Source organism: Amycolatopsis sp. lyj-84, from assembly GCF_046549075.1.
GTDB lineage: Bacteria > Actinomycetota > Actinomycetes > Mycobacteriales > Pseudonocardiaceae > Amycolatopsis.
This window is the reverse complement of the sequence record NZ_JAJPWO010000003.1, coordinates 511,532-528,992: the sequence shown is the minus strand read 5'-3', so window position 1 is coordinate 528,992 and position 17,461 is coordinate 511,532. Positions and strand designations below refer to the sequence as shown.

Below are 17,461 nucleotides of genomic sequence, written 5' to 3'. Positions count from 1 at the left end.
ATCTGTGATACGCATTTGCGATAGATCGTGCACCATGCAGATGACAAGCCGCTCGTCGAGTGATCGAGCCCTAGACGGCCGGTAGTGGATCTGCGTTGAACGGCTTGGAGGAGTTCGGCCCGGGCTAAGCGGAGAGTTTCTCTACTTACCGGTAGCGGTTCAGGACTTCTTTTTCTTGGAACGGGAGCGACGGCCGAGGATCACCAGGCCCAGCAGGATCGCCGCGGCGATGCCCGCGATGACCTTGTTCTTGGTCTCCTGGCTGTTGGCCTTGTCGGTCTCGGCGGGGTCGAGCACCGGCCCCGGAGGTGCCTGCGACAGCACGTCCTGCACCGCCGCTGCCTGCATGATCACCGGCGCGGGCGCCTGGATCTCACCGGCCTGCGCGACCGGCGCGCAGACGACCAGCCCGGCGATCAGAAGCCCGGCCAGCTGCCCGAAACGAGACCTTGTAGCCATGACTCCCTTTCATCGGCGACGCGCGTTTTCGATTCTGCACTGTGCCGGGTTCCGGCGTCAGCCGCCACGCGGAGGACCGGAGAACGCCGCCAAGATCCGTTGGGCGGCCAGCGTCGGGGTCAGTTCACCGTCCCGGACCGCCCGTTCGACGTCCGGAACGACCGCTCGCACCTCGGGATGGGCGGCGAGCCGCCCGAGAAGCTGTTCGCGGACCATCGACCAGGTCCACTCCACCTGTTGCCGCCGTCGCCGTCCGTCCAGTTCTCCGGATGCGGTCAAAACGTCACGGTGACGGCCGATCTCGGCCCACACTTCGTCCAGCCCGACGTCGGTGAGCGCGCTGCACGTCAGCACCGGCGGGGTCCACTCGGCGTCACGCCCGTAGATCATCCGCAACGCGCCGGAGAGTTCGCGGGCCGCGCGTTTCGCGTCGCGTTCGTGGTCGCCGTCGGCCTTGTTGACCGCGATGACGTCGGCCAGTTCGAGGACGCCCTTCTTGATCCCCTGCAACTGGTCGCCGGTGCGGGCCAGGGTCAGGAACAGGAAGCAGTCGACCATGTTGGCCACGGTCACCTCGGATTGCCCGACCCCGACCGTCTCCACCAGCACGATGTCGTATCCGGCCGCTTCCATCAGCACGATCGTTTCGCGGGTCGCCCGCGCGACACCGCCGAGAGTCCCCGAAGTCGGCGAAGGGCGGATGAACGCCTTCGGGTCCACCGCGAGCCGGGCCATCCGGGTCTTGTCGCCCAGGATCGACCCGCCGGTCTTGGTCGACGACGGGTCGACGGCCAGCACGGCGACCTTGTGCCCGGCCTCGGTCAGATCCGTGCCGAGCTGGTCGATGAAGGTCGACTTACCGACCCCGGGGACGCCGGTGATGCCGACCCGCTGCGCGCCGCCCGCGTGCGGAAGCAGCTCGACGAGCAGTTCCTGCGCCTGCGCCCGGTGGTCTTCCCGGTTGGACTCGACGAGCGTGATCGCGCGCGACAGCACCCCGCGGTCGCCTGCGAGGACGCCCTTGGCCAGCTCGCCGACGTCGATCTTGCGCGGCAAGGTTCAGGACTCCACGGCCGTCAGCTGCCCGATCAGGTCGATCGCCGCGTCGGCGATGACCGTGCCGGGACCGAAGATCGCCGCCGCGCCCGCCGCGCGCAGCTCCTCGTAGTCCTGCGGCGGGATGACGCCGCCGACCACGACGATGATGTCCTCGCGGCCCTGGTCGGCGAGTTCGGCGCGCAGGGCGGGGACCAGCGAGAGGTGCCCGGCGGCCAGCGACGAAACGCCGATGACGTGCACGTCCGCCTCGATCGCCTGCCGCGCGACCTCGCCGGGAGTGGAGAACAGCGGGCCGACGTCGACGTCGAAACCGATGTCGGCGAAGCCCGTCGCGATCACCTTCTGGCCGCGGTCGTGGCCGTCCTGGCCCATCTTCGCGACCAGGATCCGAGGACGGCGGCCTTCCTCCTCGGCGAACTTCTCGACCAGCTCGCGCGCCTGCTCGACGTTCTCGGCCTTGCCGACCTCCTCGCGGTACACACCGGAGATGGTACGAATCTGGCCGGAGTGGCGCCCCCAGATCTTCTCCAGCGAGTCGGAGATCTCGCCGACCGTGGCCTTCGCCCTGGCGGCGTCGATGGCCAGCGCGAGCAGGTTGCCGTCGGACTGCGCGCCCGCCGTGAGCCGCCGCAGCGCGTCCTGTGTCGCGTCCTCGTCCCGCTCCTCGCGCAGCCGCCGCAATTTCTCCAGCTGCTGCGTGCGCACACCGGCGTTGTCGACCTTGAGCACGTCGATCTGCTCGTCGTCGGTGACCTGGTACTTGTTGACGCCGATCACCGGCTGGCGGCCGGAGTCGATCCGCGCCTGCGTCCGCGCGGCGGCCTCCTCGATGCGCAGCTTCGGGATGCCGGCGTCGATCGCCTTCGCCATCCCGCCCGCCTGCTCGACCTCGGTGATGTGCCCCCACGCCTTGCGCGCGAGGTCGTAGGTCAGCTTCTCGACGAACGCGCTGCCGCCCCACGGGTCGATGACGCGCGTGGTGCCGGATTCCTGCTGCAGCAACAGCTGCGTGTTCCGCGCGATGCGGGCGGAGAAGTCCGTCGGCAGCGCGAGGGCCTCGTCGAGGGCGTTGGTGTGCAGCGATTGCGTGTGGCCCTGGGTCGCCGCCATCGCCTCGACACAGGTGCGGACGACGTTGTTGTAGACGTCCTGCGCGGTCAGCGACCAGCCCGAGGTCTGCGAGTGCGTCCGCAAGCTCAACGATTTGGAGCTCTTGGGCTCGAAGCCCTTCACCAGCTTCGCCCACAGCAGACGCGCCGCGCGCAGCTTCGCGACCTCCATGAAGAAGTTCATCCCGATCGCCCAGAAGAAGGACAGGCGCGGTGCGAACTTGTCGACGTCCAGCCCGGCCTCGGTACCCGCGCGGATGTACTCGACGCCGTCCGCGAGCGTGTACGCCAGCTCCAGGTCGGCGGTCGCCCCGGCTTCCTGCATGTGATAGCCGGAGATGGAGATCGAGTTGTACTTCGGCATGTTCTGCGAGGTGAACGAGAAGATGTCCGAAATGATCCGCATCGACGGCTGCGGCGGGTAGATGTAGGTGTTGCGGACCATGAACTCCTTGAGGATGTCGTTCTGGATGGTCCCGGCCAGCTTGTCCGGCGTGACACCCTGTTCCTCGGCCGCGACGACGTAGAGCGCGAGCACCGGCAGGACGGCGCCGTTCATCGTCATCGAAACGCTCATCTTGTCGAGCGGGATGCCGTCGAAGAGCTGGCGCATGTCGTAGATCGAGTCGATCGCGACGCCCGCCATGCCGACGTCACCGGCGACGCGCGGGTGATCGGAGTCGTAACCGCGGTGCGTCGCGAGGTCGAAGGCGACCGAAAGGCCCTTCTGCCCGGCAGCGAGATTGCGGCGGTAGAAGGCGTTCGACTCCTCGGCGGTGGAGAAGCCCGCGTACTGGCGGATGGTCCACGGCTGGTTGACGTACATCGTCGGGTACGGGCCGCGAAGGTACGGCGCGACACCGGGATACGTGCCGAGGAAGTCCACTCCGGACAGATCGTCGGCGGTGTAGACCGGTTTGACGCCGATGCCCTCCGGCGTCTCCCAGGCGAGCGCGTCGGGGCCTTTGCCGGTCGCGGCGTGCAGCGCCTCGGTCCATTGAGGACGGTCGACCGGGTCCGGGGCGCCGAGGTCGACGCCTGCGAAGTTCGGGATGGTCATCACTGCACTCCGAGCTCGGTCAACGTGCCGGTCAGGACTTCGAGGGCGTCACAGCCAGTGAAGAGGTAGCCCGAGACGTCCGCGTGGTCGCCGGGTTTTCCGGCGAGAAGCACTGACGTGGCGCCTGCTTCCTTCAACGCCTTCGCGACGCTGTCCGCTTCTTCCGCGTAGGAAGTGTTGCTTCCGCAGAGACAAGCGACCTTCGTTCCGCTGGCCCGGAATTCCGCGACGACGTCTTCGGGGGCGCCCGGGTTCACGGCCTCGATGCCGCCCGCCTGGAAGAGGTTCGCCGCGAAACTCGCCCGTCCGGTGTGCGCCGCGACCGGGCCGAGCGTGGCGAGGAAGACGCGGGGACGGCTGGGGTGCGCGTCCGCCCGGTCCCGCAGGGCCTCGAACGCCTCGGCGTACCGATGCCGGGGCAGACCGCCCTCCGGCAGGTCCTCGACGGGATCGCGAACGACCGCTTTCTCCGTCAGATTGGGGAATTCGCTGACGCCGGTGATCGGGTCGCGACGGGTCGCGAGCCGTTTCGACCGCTTTTCCCAGGTTTCGGCGAGCCGTCCGGCGAGCGCGCCGGACGCCAGCTCGGCCTCGATCCCGCCCGCCGCTTCGATCGCGGTGAACTCGCGCCACGCGGCCTGGGCCAGGTCTTCGGTGAGCTTCTCGACGTACCAGGATCCGCCCGCGGGATCGATGACCCCGGCGAGTTTGGACTCCTCCAGCAGGACGGCGTGCGTGTTGCGCGCGATCCGCGCGGAGAACGCGTCCGGCTGGCCGATCGCGGCGTCGAACGGGAGCACGGTGATCGCGTCCGCGCCGCCGACCCCGGCGCCGAAACAGGCGAGCGTGGTCCGCAGCATGTTCACCCACGGGTCACGCTGGGTGAACATCGCGGGCGAGGTGACCGCATGCTGCCGCATCCCCGCTCCCGTGCCGCCCGAAACCTCAGTGACACGGGCCCACAGGCGCCGTGCGGCACGGAACTTGGCGATCGTGAGGAACTGGTCGGCCGTGGCGGCGAGCCGGAACTCGAGCTGACCCGCCGCGGTGTCGACGTCCAGCCCTGCCTCGGTCAGCGCCCGCAGGTACGCGACGCCCGCCGCGATGGTCGCGCCGAGTTCCTGCGAGTCCGAACCGCCCGCCTCGTGGAACGGCAGGCCGTCGGCGACGATCGTCCGCACCTTCGGGTGACTGACGGCGACTCGCGCCGCCAGTTCCGCGGCGGGGGCGAGCGGATGCGCCGAACCGGTGCGCGCGGTCAGGCCGATCGGATCGGCGCCGAGCGTCGCGGTGACCGCGCTCGCCGGGATCTCGCGTTCGGCGAAAAGCGTGAACAGCTCGTTCGCGGCGGCTTCGTACTCTTCGCCCGCTTCGAGGGTGACGGGCGCGAGGTCGACGTAGACCTCGTTCAGCGCGTCGGCCAGGTCGGCGACGGGAACCCCGGTGCCGCCCGCGCGCAGCCAAATCGAGCTGACGCCGCCTTCGAGGTCGGCGAGGATCGCGGTGTTGGTGACCTTGGCGTCGCGGCGCGCGTACCGGCCGCGGATGTCCCAGCCGGTCGTCACGGAACCCTCGGGCCGGGCGCTTCTCACGAACGGCGGAAGACCGGGGAAACCTGTTCCCTCGACCGTGTCATCGGCGGTGTAGAGCGGCTGGATCTCGAGGCCGTCGTACGTCCGGGTGACGAGCTTGCTTTCGGGCAGGCCGTCGAACCCGTCGTCGATCGCGCCGCTCTTGCGCAGCACTCCGGCGACGAGCTCGCGCCACTGCTCACGGCTCACTTCCGGGAACTCGGCGGCCAGCTTCAACTCGTCCGGAGCGTCCGGCTCGTCGGGTGTCGGCACTGACTCCGTCTCGGCCACTTCCGTCATAACCCACGATGCTAACGGCCCTTAACAGGACCTACCTGTGACGCTAGTCGCGCCGAGGAGTGGTCTTGAGTGGCCTTTGGGACCACGTAGTCCGTGAAGGGGGCCATCACGTACTTCCGGGTGACCGGGGTGCCGGAGCGGGCACTCACGAGAGGTCCGTTCACTCCGCCAGGGCACGGTGCATAGGCCCGCCACGGGGGCATACGACACAATTGGGGCCGTGCCGTCCGACACCCCCGAGTCCAGCGAGAGCCCCGCCGACGAGAAGCGTGTCGTCGCCGGGCGATATCGGTTGCGCTCGGTCATCGGATCGGGGTCGATGGGCACGGTCTGGTCGGCCTACGACGAGTTCCTGCACCGCCCGGTCGCGGTCAAAGAGGTCCGCCTCCCGCCCGGCGTCCCGACGGCGCAGGCCGACGAACTGCGCGAACGGACCCTGCGCGAAGCCCGCGCGATCGCCGTCCTGAGTCACCCGAACGTGATCATCCTGCACGACGTCGCGCGCGAGAACGACGAGCCTTTCGTGGTCATGGAGCTGCTGCCGTCGCGCAGCCTCGCGCACATCCTGCGCGACCACGGGCCGCTGACGGTCGAGCAGGCCGCGGCGGTCGGCATCGCGGTGGCGTCCGCGCTCGAAGCCGCGCACGCCGCCGGGATCACCCACCGTGATGTCAAACCGGGGAACGTGCTGGTCGCGGGCGACGGCCGCATCAAGCTCACCGACTTCGGCATCGCGCGCAACGTCTCCGAAGCCACCATGACCCGCACCGGGATGATGCTGGGCTCCCCCGCCTACATCGCGCCCGAAGTCGCCTCCGGCGGCGCGGTCGTCCCCGCCGCCGACCTGTGGGGTCTCGGCGCGACGCTGTTCGCGGCCGTCGAGGGCTCACCGCCCTACGACGCCGACGGCGACCCGCTCGAAACTGTCGGCAAGGTCGTCAACGGGAAGGTGCCGAAGCCCGGACCCGGCCCGCTGTCCGACGTCATCGGCGCGCTCATGAAGAAGGAGCCGTCGAAGCGGATCGCCCTGCGCGAGGTGCGGCGCCGCCTGTACCCGCTGCAGGCCAAGACGCTGATCGACCTCTTCCCCGCCGAGCTGTTCCACACACCCGACGGCAAGAAGACCACCGCGCACCTGGACGCGACCGACACCCAGGTGATCAAGCCGGTCGTTCCCGACAAGCCCAGTGAGGGCACGAGTTCCGAACTCGCCGCCGACCCGGGCCCGCTGCCGTTCCTGAACCAGCCGGCCGCGGCTCCGGAACCTCCGGCCGAACTCGCGCCGATGCCGACGGTCGTCCCGCTGCCGCCTCGCCCGCCGGGACGGTCCCCGGCGGCCAACGTGCTGCTGGCGCTCGCGTCGATCGTCATCTTCCTGCTGGCCGCGGGAGGCGGGTTCGTGCTGGCCAGGACCGTCGGCGGGCAGGATCTGCGGCCGCCGGAGGGTATGCAGGAGGGCGACACGATCGTCACTCAGCCGCCGCCGAAACTGATCACTCAGCAGGGTGACGCCAGCACGGTGAACGGCATCAAGGGCGGCCGGTTCAGCATCGGCGTCCCGGAAGGCTGGCAGAAGTTCGTCGCGCCGCACGTCACCAGGGGTGTGCCGAGCACGGTGGTCCAGTACGTCTCGCCCGACGGCCGTCAGGTCGTCCGGGTCGAGCGGCTGAGCGGTTTCCTGTCCGACAGCCCGCCGCCCGCCTATTTCAGCTGGCTGAAGAGCCAGCATCCGGACATCGACCCCATCGGCGAGCCCGACGTCGTGCCCGGCCGGGGCGACAACAGCATGCGGTACACCTACCGGACGACCGAGCGCTCCACCGAGACCAGGGACGCCACGAACGAGACGATCAGGCGCACGACGTTCATGGACCTGTTCAGCGGGGGCGCGGACCTGTGGATCCTCTCGGTGACCTCGCCGATCGAGCAGGAGACGACCGCGAAGACCGCGGTCTTCGAGCCCATCGCGCGGTCACTCGTCGTCGACGGCTAGCCGCGCGAAGTGCTCCTTCGAAGCACGCTGCTGCGCCAGCCTCCGCAACACCGAAAGCAGCCTGTCGCCGAGAACGGTCTCCACGACGGCGATCTCGATGATCCGCTCCAGTGACTCGACCCCGGCGATGCCTTCGAGGTCCAGGTCGGCGGTCCGGTCGGCGATCTCGGCGTAGTCGTCGAGTTTCTCGAGGTACCAGCCGTGCCCGACGTCCCGGATCGCGCACAGGACGCCGACGAGGGCCTGGATGATCAGGTCGTCGTAGTCCTTGCACGGCCAGTTCCGGCGCTCGGCGAGGTCCCGGACCGTGGCGAGCGCCCATTCCCGGCTTTCGCCGTCGACGACCTGGCGGGAGCTCGTGATGCCTTCCTGGGCCAAGCCGAGGATGCGATGGGGACTGGCCTTCCCTTCGTCGACCGCTGCCAGCACCTCGCCGACCGTCGCGAGCGAAAGGCCTCCGACGTCCATGAGTGCCCTGATCAGCTTGATCCGCTGAACGTGCCCGTCGTCGTACTTGGCCTGATTGGGGCTCGTCCGCTCGCCCGGCGGGACCAGCCCCTCCCGCAGGTAGTACTTGATCGTGGCGACCGGGACCCCGGCTTTTTCGCTCAGCTCCGCCATCCGCACGCGTTGTCACTCCGATCTCGGGGACGGTTCCAGGGTCATCCCTGAAGACTTCTCAGGATGGATAGCTTAGCTTCCCATAACGGAGAGCTTGACTATCCATCCCGGGAGGGACCCATGACCATCTTGACCGATCTCCGTGAGAGAACCCGCACCTGGCACCGGGGTTCGTACCGGCTGGCCCAGGCCTTGGCCGTGGTCACCGTGCTGTGCGTGCTGGCCATGCTGATCGACCAGCGGACGCTGGGCGGCGCGCCGCTCTGGGCCAAACCGTTCAAATTCGCCGTCTCCGGCGCGCTGTACTTCTTCACCTGGAGCTGGCTCGTCTCCCTGCTGCCGAAGTTCCGGCGGACCGCGAACTGGCTGGCGAACGCGCTCGTCGTGATCTTCGCGGCCGAGTACGTGCTGCTGGTGTTCCAGGCCGCCCGCGTCCGGGCGAGCCACTTCAACAACGAAACCCCGCTGGACAACACGATCTTCCAGGTCATGGGCGGGATGATCGCCATGCTGTGGGTGGTCAACCTCGTCCTGACGATCGGCGTCATGTTCACCCGGCTCCCCGACCGCGCGACGACGTGGGCGGCCAGGATCGGCGCCGTCCTCGGCATGATCGGGATCTCGCTGGCGACGCTGATGAGCAGCCCCACCCCGGACCAGCTGGCCACTCTCGACGCGACCGGCCAGTCCGCGATGATCGGCGCGCATACCGTCGGCCTCCCCGACGGTGGCCCCGGCCTGCCGATCCTCGGCTGGAGCACGGTCGGCGGCGACCTGCGGATCCCGCACTTCCTCGGACTGCACGGCCTTCAAGTGCTTCCGCTGCTCGCGCTCGCCCTCGGTGTCCTGGCCGCGCGTTACCCGCGGCTTCGCGACGACGCCGTCCGGCTGCGCCTGGTCGTGATCGCCGGCGTCGGCTACGCGGGCCTTCTCGCACTCCTCACCTGGCAGGCTCTCCGCGGCCAGTCGATCGTCGCCCCGGACGGCCTCACCCTGGCAGCCTTCGCCCTGCTCGTCGCCGGCGTCGCCTTTAGCGGGCTAATCGCGATCGGGCGGCCGTCGAGGGACCGGGAGCTGGAGGGCTCCGTCCGATGAGCGTCGAGACCTTGTTCACCTGGACCTTTCCGCTGGCGACGCCGTTCTGGCTGCTGATGATCTTCCTGCCTGGCTGGTCGTGGACCCGCCGGATCATGGCCTCGCCGTGGGTGCCGCTCGTGCCGCTGCTCCCGTACTTCGCGCTCGCCATCCCGCATCTCGGCGAACTCTGGACGGCGGTGAGCAAGCCGGATCTGGACGTCCTCAGCGCGTTCACCGGTTCGCCGTACGGGGCGGCCACGATCTGGGCCCATCTGATCGCCTTCGACCTGTTCATCGCGCGGTGGATGTACCTCGAATCGCGCGAACACCGCATCCACCCACTGGTGACGGGCCCGATCCTGGCGCTCACGATCTTCCTGTCCCCGTTCGGGCTGGTGGCGTTCCTGCTCGTGCGAACCGTCCGGATACGCTCGTCGGCATGAGTGAGAACGAGGTCGCGGCGGCCGCCGCCATCGCCGAACGCACCGGCGTCGAGAAGCACGACATCGCCGTCGTGCTCGGTTCGGGCTGGCGCCCGGCGGCGGACGTCATCGGGGAGCCCGAGGCGGAGATCCCGCTGGGCGAACTGCCCGGATTCGTCGCGCCGGGCGCGGTCGGGCACGGGGGAACCGTCCGGTCGGTCCGCGTCGGCGAGAAGCGCGCGCTGATCATGCTGGGCCGCACGCATTTCTACGAGGGCAAGGGCATCGACCCGGTCGTGCACAACGTGCGCACCGCCGCCGCCGCGGGCGCCCAGACCGTCCTGCTGACCAACGCGGCCGGTGGCCTGCGCGAGGGATTCCGCGTCGGGCAGCCGGTGCTGATCTCCGACCACCTGAACCTGACCGCGCGTTCGCCGATCGTCGGCGCGAACTTCGTCGACCTGACGGATCTCTACTCGAAGCGGCTGCGCGACATCGCGCGGACGATCGATTCTTCGCTGGAAGAGGGCGTCTACGCGGGGCTCACCGGGCCGCATTTCGAGACCCCGGCCGAGATCCACATGCTGCGGACGCTCGGCGCCGACCTCGTCGGCATGTCGACGGTGCTGGAGGCCATCGCCGCCCGCGCCGCCGGGGTCGAGGTGTTCGGGCTTTCGCTGGTGACCAACCTGGCGGCCGGGATGACCGGGGAACCGCTGAACCACGAAGAGGTCCTCGAAGCGGGCCGTCAGTCGGCGACGCGGATGGGCACCCTGCTCAGGGAGCTCGTCGCCCGCGCCTGAGAAGTGTCAGGAAAGGGGCTTTCAGGACAAGAAACGTCCTGAAAGCCCCTTTCCTGACATCTGGAGAACGTCAGCCCGCGAATTCGGGAAGCCGCTGGGCGACCTCCGCCGGTGACGGCATCGCGGCGACCTCGGCGGCGAGTGCCCGCGCGGCCCCGAGAACAGCCTCGTCGGTGAGCAGTTTCCGTGCCTGCTCGTGGATGACGTCCTCGACGATTTCGGCACCGATCAGCTGCGTGCCCACCCCCGCCGCGACGACGGCTTGGGCGTTCGTGAACTGATCCGCCCCCTGCGGCAGCACCAGCTGCGGCAGCCCCGCACCGAAGGCACCGAGCGTCGTCCCGCTGCCACCGTGGTGGACCACGAGGTCGACGTGCGGCAGCAGATCGACCTGCGGCACCCAGGCCTCGACCCGGACGTTGCCGGGGACTTCGCCCAGCAGCACCGGATCCACCGCCGGACCCGCCGCGACGATGACGTCCGCCTCGATCCGCGCCAGGCCGGCGATGGCCCGCTTGAACACGACTTCGTCCCCGAACGCGGTGCCGAGGGTGAGGTAGATCAGCGGGCGGCTCTTGTCCCGGCCCGCCACGCCCGCCGGGAGGTCTCCCGGCTCGGCCCAGCCGACGGGACGCAGCGGGATCCTGTTCGCCCCGGCCAGGAAATCGGGTGATTGCACCGATTCCGGGCAGATGTCGATGACGGGATCGCCGAAGGACGGCAGGTTCACGCCTTCGAAGCCGACCTCCGCGGCGAATTCCGCGAGGCGGCCGAAAATGACGTCCATGACGTCATCCGGCGAGAACCGGCCGAAACCGTGTCCGATCGCGGGGATGCCGGCGAGGCGGGCGGCGATGGCGCCCCCGGCGTTGCCGCTTTCGTAGACGACGAGATCCGGCCGGTGCCGCTCCAACAACGGCGTGAGATCGGCGGCGAACCGCCGGGGCATCACATTTCCGAACACTTCCCCGATGATCGGATGGAACGACTCGGGCGGGGCATCGGAGGCGTTGGGTTTGGGAGCGTCGGGCCCGACGACCGACTCGTACGCCTCCCGCATCCCGAATCCGGCGCTTTCCACGGCCAGACCTGCCTTTTCGACCACCGTCAGCATGTCGTCGCCGGTGGCGAACACGACTTCGTGCCCGGCGTCACGAGCGGCGACGGCGAGCGGTAGTAGGGGATAGAGATGACCATGACTCACCAAAGAAGTGAAGATCAATCGCACCCTTTCCAACGTACCCGTAGGCTGACTCGGTGACGACTTCCTTGACCCCGGAACTGCGGGATCGGGCGTTCCGCTGGATCGCCGACGATCCGGACGACGATTCCCGTGTCGAGCTGCAGAACATCCTCGCCCGCGCGATGGGCGGCGAGGCCGGTGCGGCCGGCGAACTCGCGGACCGGATGTCCGGCCCGCTCGAGTTCGGCACCGCCGGGCTGCGCGGCCCCGTGCGCGCCGGCCCGCAGGGCATGAACGTCGCGGTGGTGACCCGCACGACGGCCGGTGTCGCGGCCTGGCTGACCGCGCAAGGACATTCCGGCGGAGTCGTGGTGGTCGGCCGCGACGCGCGGCACGGTTCGGAGGCCTTCGCCAAGGCCGCCGCCGAGGTGCTGGCGGCCGCGGGTTTCGCGGTGAAGGTGCTGCCCGGTCCGCTGCCCACCCCGGTGCTCGCGTTCGCCGTCCTGGAACTCGGCGCGGTCGCGGGCATCCAGATCACCGCGTCGCACAATCCCCCCGCCGACAACGGTTACAAGCTCTACGACGCGACAGGCGGCCAGATCGTCCCGCCGTCGGACGGCCAGATCGAGCAGGCCATCGAAGCCGCTCCCCCGGCGATCAGCGTGCCGCGCGAGGCGGGCGCCGAGGTGCTGGGCGACGAACTCCTGGACGCCTACCTCGCCAAGGTCGCGCTTCTCCCGCGCGGCCCGGAACGCGGGGTCAAGGTCGCCGCGACGGCGTTGCACGGCGTCGGCGCGGAGACCCTGCGCGCCGCGTTCGCCCGCGCCGGTTTCACCGATCTCCACGTGGTGGCCGAGCAGGCCACGCCGGATCCCGACTTCCCGACTGTCGCCTTCCCGAACCCGGAGGAACCGGGCGCGACGGATCTCCTGCTGGCACTGGCGTCCGAGGTGGACGCCGACCTGGCGATCGCGCTCGACCCCGACGCCGACCGGTGCGCGCTGGGTGTCCGCGAACGGGACGGTTCGTGGCGAATGCTGCGGGGCGACGAAACGGGCGTCCTCCTCGGCTGGCACGTTCTGTCCACTGTGGACACAGTCGACGCGGATCCGCTCGTGGCCACGACGATCGTGTCGTCGTCGATGCTCGGCGAAGTGGCGAAGGAGTTCGGCGCGCGCTACGCGGAGACGTTGACCGGGTTCAAATGGCTGGTCCGCGCGGGTGACGGTCTCGTGTTCGCCTACGAAGAGGCGCTCGGCCTCTGCGTGAATCCCGGTTTCGTCCGCGACAAGGACGGCATCTCCGCCGCCGTGCTCGCCGCGGGACTGACCGCTTCCCTGCGCGCGGCGGGCCGCGGCCCGCTGGACGTCCTCGACGAACTGGCCGCGAAGCACGGAGTGCACGTGACGGACCAGGTTTCGTTGCGGGTCACCGATCTTTCGGTGCGCGAGAAGCTGATGGCGGGCCTGCGCGCCGATCCCCCGGCGTCGCTGGGCGGCACCGGCGTCACGATGGAGGACCTCCTGCCCGACGCCGACGTCCTGCGCCTGACCGGTGATGGCGTGCGCGTGGTCGTCAGGCCTTCCGGAACCGAGCCGAAGCTGAAGGCGTACCTGCAGGTGAAGCAGGCGGTGACCGGTGACCTCGCCGAGGCGCGCACCGCCGCGGACGCCCGGCTGGCCGCGCTCCGCGCCGACATCGAGTCCCGTCTGGCCTGACGACCGTGGCCCAGTTGCTGATCGTCCACCACACGCCGTCGCCCTCGACGCAGGCGATGTTCGAAGCCGTCCTCTCCGGCGCGAACCATCCGGACATCGAGGGCGTCGACGTCGTGCGGCGGCCGGCACTGGGCGCGACCGTGCCCGACGTCCTCGGCGCGGACGGCTACCTGCTCGGCACCCCGGCGAATCTCGGCTACATGTCCGGCGCGCTGAAGCATTTCTTCGACACCGTCTACTACCCGTGCCTGGACGCTACGCGTGGACGTCCATTCGGGTTCTTCGTGCACGGCAACAACGACACCGCCGGCACCGTGCGCGGAATCGAGAGCATCACCACCGGGCTCGGCTGGGAACGCGCTGCTTCGCCGGTTCTCGTCACCGGGGAACCGGGCAAAAAGGATCTGGCCGCCTGTTTCGAACTGGGCGGCACTCTCGCGGCCACGCTCATGGCCTGACGCTCTGCCGCATTCAGTCCTCTAAATGTGCAGAGTGTCCTCTAAATGCGAGGGGTGAAAGTAAAGGGGCCTGTCACCGGAAGCCCTGGGGGTCGACCTCCGGCAACAGGCCTAGGCCAAGGGTTCGCCGTGATGGCGATCAACCTTGGCTGCCCAAGCGTACTACATCGAGCACGATCTTGTGCACCCGCCTGGGAAAACGCCTCTCACTCCGGCGTCCGTACACCCCCAGGGCACGGAATCCGGAGCGAGAGGCCAGGACACGGCACGAAACCGCTCACAACTGTAAACCACTGCATACATACGCTGTCAACAGCTGCGGACAGGCCGAATCGCGTTACACTCCCACTACGCAACGGGACGATGAACGAACGGGGGGTCATGTCGCCGCACCAGACCTTCGCCCAAAAACTGAGCGCGCTGATCGACTCCGTGCGCGCGGACGAAGGCGCCCCGCACAGCTATCGCGAGCTGTCGGCGGCGATCGATCGCGCCGGCGGGCCCGCCATGTCGCCCGCGTACCTCCAGCAGCTCGCGACCGGCAAACGGATCAATCCGAAGATCCACTACGTCGAGGCACTGGCGCGGCTTTTCGGGGTCCCGATCACCTACTTCTTCGAAGAGCAGGAAGCGCAGCCCGTCGGCGAGGCGAAGCTCATGGCCATGCGCGCGCAGGAGCTCTCCCCGCAGGGCCGCCGCCAGGTCATGGATCTGCTCGAACTCGTCGAACGGTACGAACGGGCCGAGCGCGATCAGCCGGGCGAAAGCCGATGAAGGAACGCGAGCTCCGCAAACGCTGCCGCAAGATGCTGAACAAGCTCGACATCGAACCACCGCTCGACGTCGGCGTGCTCTGCGAGCGGCTGGGCGAGCAGCGCGGCAGGCCGATCCGGCTGATGCCGTATCCGCTGGAGGTACCCGGCCCGTTCGGCTGCTGGATCGCCACCGGGTCGGCGGACTACATCTTCTTCCAGCAGGAGACCACGAAGTCCCACCAGGATCACATCATCCTGCACGAACTCGGGCACATGCTCGCCGATCACCATCCCGGCGGGGACGCCGAACCCGCCGACTTCCTGCGCGGCCCCGCGCCCGGGCTCGACGGCGACGCCGTCCACCGCGCTTTACGCCGCACCTCCTACGATGAGGCGCACGAATGGGAAGCCGAGACCGTGGCGACCATCATCCTCGAATGGGCGTCGGTCTTGAACTACACGATTCCCCGTCGCGCCGACGACGATGACGTCCGCCGTGTCCAAGGCGCGCTGGGCGACCATCAAGGGTGGATGTGAACTCGCTGTTCTCCCCTCTCAACGTCGTGGCGATGGTGCTGTTCGCGACGGCGCTCGCCTGGCGGATCTACCAGACGTACCGGGCGCCGAGGGTCCTGCCGAACTGGGCGATCACCATCACGATCGTCTGCGTCGCCGGTTCCTTCCTCGCCCAGCAGAAGCTCATCTCCGGCTGGCTCGACGGGCTGACGGGCAAAGGCACCGGCCGTCTCGTCAACAACGTCCTGCTCGCCATCGGGGTCTGCGCGCTGCTGATCGTCTTCCTCGGCTCCGCGCTGGGCCCGCGCAGACCGCGCCGGGTCCTCTTCGAGCTGATCCCGCTGACCGGCGCGATCGCGCTGATGCTGGTCGCCATGGCCGTCACCCCGCCGCAGGCACGCGGGCTCGCGCTGAGCCCGAAACTCGTGCACGAGCCCGGGGTGGCGCTGTTCTACCTGGGAGCAGGGCTCTACCTGATCTACGGCCTGTCCGCCTGCGCCTGGTGGATCCTGCGGTACATCCGCACCGCAGACCGCCATCTGAGGACGGGCTTGAAACTCAGCGCCGCCGGACTGCTCTGCCTTTCGGTGGGCAGTGTCTTCCGCGCGCTCTACATCGTGATCGCCTGGGCGTTCGGGCCGTCGATCCCGCTCCTGCTCACCGTCGCCGTCCCCCTGGTGCTTCTCGGGATCGTGCTCTTCCTCGCGGGGATCACCTATCCGGGCGTACGCGCGCGGTTCGCCGCGCTGCGACGTCGTCGCCAGCACCGGCTCCACCACGAGCGGCTGACGCCGTTGTGGACCGTGTTGGCCGAGATCTACCCGAACATCGTGCTCCGGACCACGCCGCAGGGACCGTGGGAGCAGTGGCGCCCGCGCACGGTCCACCGCCACTACTACCGCCGCGTGATCGAGATCCGGGACGGGCTCGTGCAGCTGAGCCCCTATCTGGAAACCGATCTCACCGCGCTCGCCGTCGACGATCCGCGGGCGGCGGCGGAGGCGCTGAAGACGGCGATCGCCCGGCAGGCCGCGGGCGAGGAGAACGACGGGCGCGCGAAACTCGTGCTGCCCGGCGGCGGCGCCGACATCGAATCCGACGTACGGCCGTTGCTCGCGCTCTCGGCCGCGGTATCCCGGAACGAGGCATGACCTTGCAGCTTCTCCTTACCGCGGAAAGGATCCTGCCGCGTCCGAGCACACCCGTCGAGGACGGCGCCGTGCTCGTCGAGGGCGACCGGATCGTCGCGGCAGGCCCCCGCGCCGAGGTCGAGGCACAGGCGTCGCCGGACGCCGAAAGGCTCGACTTCCCCGGTGCCACGCTGATGCCCGGCCTGTTCAACGCGCATGTGCATCTGGCGTTCGACGCCACCCGCGAGATGCTGCCGAACTTCCTGGCGAGCGACGACGCCGCTCGCCGCGCCGGCGCCAAGGACCGCCTGGGACAGCTGCTGCGCAGCGGCGTCACGACGGTACGGGATCTCGGCGATCGTGACGCTCTGGGCGCGCGGGTCCGGGCGGAACTGGCAGCCGAAGGCGTTGCCGCGCCGCGGTTGCTGACCGCGGGAGCGCCCCTGACAGTCCCTAATGGACATTGCCACTTCTTCGGCGGAGAGGTCGCCGACGACGGCGCCATCCGGGCCATGGTCGACGCCAACGCGGCCGCCGGGGCGGACGTCGTCAAGGTGATGGCCAGCGGCGGCCAGATCACCGAGGGCGGCGCGGACATGTGGGAATCCCAGTTCGGCGTCCGGGAACTCCACCTGATCGTCGAGCACGCGGCGAGCCACGGGCTGCCGGTCGCGGCGCACGCCCACGGCGCCGACGCGATCGAGGCGTCGGTCGAGGCGGGCGTCCGCACGATCGAGCACTGCACCTGGATGACCGGCCCGCAGCGGCAGGACCGGCGCGACGGCGTCGCCAAACGGATGGCCGACGAGGGCATCGCGGCCTGCTCGACCAGCAGCCGCAACTGGCGGATGATGGCCGAGCGCATGGGCGAGGAGCTCGCGAAGACCGTCTACGGCAGGCTTTCCTGGCTGGAAGAACTCGGTGTGCCGCTCCTGTCGGGGACGGACGCCGGGTTGCCCGGTTCCGTTTTCGACGATCCGGTCGGCGCGCTCGAGCTCTACGAATGGCTGGGCTTCGGCCGTCGCCGGATCCTCGAGATCGCCACCGAGGACAGCGCCACCGGACTCGGCTTGGGCGACGTCACCGGACGGCTCGCCCCCGGCCTGAGCGCCGACGTCCTGGTGGTCGACGGCGACCCGCTCGCCGATCTTTCCGCCCTCCGGAACCTCCGCCTGGTCCTTTCGCGCGGCGCCAGGGTCTGACTCCCGAAAGTGGGACGGCAAATTT

At 69.2% G+C, this 17,461-nt stretch carries 16 protein-coding genes; 10 read left to right on the top strand and 6 right to left on the bottom strand.

Annotated elements, in window-relative coordinates:
- Positions 1-159: 159 nt before the first annotated feature.
- From ACLJRM_RS12710 to ACLJRM_RS12695, 4 genes are read right to left on the bottom strand one after another with little or no spacing between them, the layout of a single operon-like run.
- Positions 160-459: a hypothetical protein gene (locus ACLJRM_RS12710; protein WP_101612355.1), complete on the bottom strand. Its 300-nt coding sequence runs from the start codon at positions 457-459 to the stop codon at positions 160-162.
- A gap of 57 nt (positions 460-516) precedes the next feature.
- Positions 517-1,515 carry a methylmalonyl Co-A mutase-associated GTPase MeaB gene (gene meaB / locus ACLJRM_RS12705; RefSeq protein ID WP_101612354.1) on the bottom strand — a complete coding sequence of 333 codons (999 nt, stop codon included), beginning with the start codon at positions 1,513-1,515 and terminating at the stop codon, positions 517-519.
- Between the two features lie 3 nt (positions 1,516-1,518).
- Positions 1,519-3,687 carry a methylmalonyl-CoA mutase gene (gene scpA / locus ACLJRM_RS12700; protein WP_101612353.1) on the bottom strand — a complete coding sequence of 723 codons (2,169 nt, stop codon included), beginning with the start codon at positions 3,685-3,687 and terminating at the stop codon, positions 1,519-1,521.
- Positions 3,687-5,558, bottom strand: a complete 1,872-nt coding sequence (locus tag ACLJRM_RS12695) for a methylmalonyl-CoA mutase family protein (protein WP_410663065.1) — start codon at positions 5,556-5,558, stop codon at positions 3,687-3,689. Before ACLJRM_RS12695 ends, scpA begins: the two co-directional genes overlap by 1 nt.
- Positions 5,559-5,778: 220 nt before the next feature.
- Here ACLJRM_RS12695 and ACLJRM_RS12690 point away from each other — a divergent pair, with 220 nt between their 5' ends.
- Complete coding sequence (locus tag ACLJRM_RS12690; RefSeq protein WP_101612351.1) at positions 5,779-7,551, top strand: serine/threonine-protein kinase; 1,773 nt, start codon at positions 5,779-5,781, stop codon at positions 7,549-7,551.
- On the opposite strand, the gene ACLJRM_RS12685 is transcribed toward ACLJRM_RS12690, so the two are convergent.
- Positions 7,531-8,172, bottom strand: coding sequence for a MerR family transcriptional regulator (locus tag ACLJRM_RS12685; protein WP_101612350.1), 642 nt, complete (start codon positions 8,170-8,172; stop codon positions 7,531-7,533). The genes ACLJRM_RS12690 and ACLJRM_RS12685 overlap by 21 nt on opposite strands.
- A 120-nt stretch (positions 8,173-8,292) precedes the next feature.
- Between ACLJRM_RS12685 and ACLJRM_RS12680 the strand changes: the two genes are divergently transcribed.
- Genes ACLJRM_RS12680 through ACLJRM_RS12670 form a run of 3 tightly spaced genes read left to right on the top strand, consistent with a single transcriptional unit; the run spans position 8,293 to position 10,474 of the window.
- A complete protein-coding gene (locus tag ACLJRM_RS12680) occupies positions 8,293-9,267 on the top strand; it encodes a hypothetical protein (RefSeq protein WP_101612349.1) in 975 nt (324 codons plus the stop codon).
- Positions 9,264-9,692: an ABA4-like family protein gene (locus tag ACLJRM_RS12675; RefSeq protein WP_101612348.1), complete on the top strand. Its 429-nt coding sequence runs from the start codon at positions 9,264-9,266 to the stop codon at positions 9,690-9,692. The genes ACLJRM_RS12680 and ACLJRM_RS12675 overlap by 4 nt, the downstream gene beginning before the upstream one ends.
- Positions 9,689-10,474 carry a purine-nucleoside phosphorylase gene (locus ACLJRM_RS12670; RefSeq protein WP_101612347.1) on the top strand — a complete coding sequence of 262 codons (786 nt, stop codon included), beginning with the start codon at positions 9,689-9,691 and terminating at the stop codon, positions 10,472-10,474. The genes ACLJRM_RS12675 and ACLJRM_RS12670 overlap by 4 nt, the downstream gene beginning before the upstream one ends.
- Before the next feature lie 70 nt (positions 10,475-10,544).
- On the opposite strand, the gene ACLJRM_RS12665 is transcribed toward ACLJRM_RS12670, so the two are convergent.
- Positions 10,545-11,702 (bottom strand): glycosyltransferase, encoded by a 1,158-nt coding sequence (locus ACLJRM_RS12665; protein WP_101612346.1) that lies wholly within the window; start codon positions 11,700-11,702, stop codon positions 10,545-10,547.
- Between the two features lie 29 nt (positions 11,703-11,731).
- Here ACLJRM_RS12665 and ACLJRM_RS12660 point away from each other — a divergent pair, with 29 nt between their 5' ends.
- The 6 genes from ACLJRM_RS12660 to ACLJRM_RS12635 all read left to right on the top strand — a co-directional run bounded on the left by ACLJRM_RS12660 (position 11,732) and on the right by ACLJRM_RS12635 (position 17,436).
- On the top strand, positions 11,732-13,375 hold the full coding sequence (locus tag ACLJRM_RS12660) for a phospho-sugar mutase (protein WP_101612345.1): 1,644 nt from the start codon (positions 11,732-11,734) through the stop codon (positions 13,373-13,375).
- A gap of 5 nt (positions 13,376-13,380) precedes the next feature.
- Complete coding sequence (locus tag ACLJRM_RS12655; protein ID WP_101612344.1) at positions 13,381-13,833, top strand: flavodoxin family protein; 453 nt, start codon at positions 13,381-13,383, stop codon at positions 13,831-13,833.
- A gap of 381 nt (positions 13,834-14,214) precedes the next feature.
- Positions 14,215-14,607, top strand: a complete 393-nt coding sequence (locus tag ACLJRM_RS12650) for a helix-turn-helix domain-containing protein (protein WP_101612343.1) — start codon at positions 14,215-14,217, stop codon at positions 14,605-14,607.
- Positions 14,604-15,125, top strand: a complete 522-nt coding sequence (locus ACLJRM_RS12645; protein WP_101612342.1) for a hypothetical protein — start codon at positions 14,604-14,606, stop codon at positions 15,123-15,125. The genes ACLJRM_RS12650 and ACLJRM_RS12645 overlap by 4 nt, the downstream gene beginning before the upstream one ends.
- Entirely contained in the window at positions 15,122-16,255 is a 1,134-nt protein-coding gene (locus ACLJRM_RS12640; protein WP_410663064.1) for an MAB_1171c family putative transporter, read from the top strand. Before ACLJRM_RS12645 ends, ACLJRM_RS12640 begins: the two co-directional genes overlap by 4 nt.
- On the top strand, positions 16,252-17,436 hold the full coding sequence (locus ACLJRM_RS12635) for an amidohydrolase family protein (protein ID WP_410663063.1): 1,185 nt from the start codon (positions 16,252-16,254) through the stop codon (positions 17,434-17,436). The genes ACLJRM_RS12640 and ACLJRM_RS12635 overlap by 4 nt, the downstream gene beginning before the upstream one ends.
- Positions 17,437-17,461 lie beyond the last annotated feature (25 nt).

Bases quoted from the DNA above. Each gene is read 5' to 3' on its own strand.
- ACLJRM_RS12710 (WP_101612355.1), bottom strand. From the start codon at position 459: ATGGCTACAAGGTCTCGTTTCGGGCAGCTGGCCGGGCTTCTGATCGCC.
- scpA (WP_101612353.1), bottom strand. From the start codon at position 3,687: ATGACCATCCCGAACTTCGCAGGCGTCGACCTCGGCGCCCCGGACCCG.
- ACLJRM_RS12695 (WP_410663065.1), bottom strand. From the start codon at position 5,558: ATGACGGAAGTGGCCGAGACGGAGTCAGTGCCGACACCCGACGAGCCG.
- ACLJRM_RS12685 (WP_101612350.1), bottom strand. From the start codon at position 8,172: ATGGCGGAGCTGAGCGAAAAAGCCGGGGTCCCGGTCGCCACGATCAAG.
- ACLJRM_RS12680 (WP_101612349.1), top strand. From the start codon at position 8,293: ATGACCATCTTGACCGATCTCCGTGAGAGAACCCGCACCTGGCACCGG.
- ACLJRM_RS12675 (WP_101612348.1), top strand. From the start codon at position 9,264: ATGAGCGTCGAGACCTTGTTCACCTGGACCTTTCCGCTGGCGACGCCG.
- ACLJRM_RS12670 (WP_101612347.1), top strand. From the start codon at position 9,689: ATGAGTGAGAACGAGGTCGCGGCGGCCGCCGCCATCGCCGAACGCACC.
- ACLJRM_RS12650 (WP_101612343.1), top strand. From the start codon at position 14,215: ATGTCGCCGCACCAGACCTTCGCCCAAAAACTGAGCGCGCTGATCGAC.
- ACLJRM_RS12645 (WP_101612342.1), top strand. From the start codon at position 14,604: ATGAAGGAACGCGAGCTCCGCAAACGCTGCCGCAAGATGCTGAACAAG.
- ACLJRM_RS12635 (WP_410663063.1), top strand. From the start codon at position 16,252: ATGACCTTGCAGCTTCTCCTTACCGCGGAAAGGATCCTGCCGCGTCCG.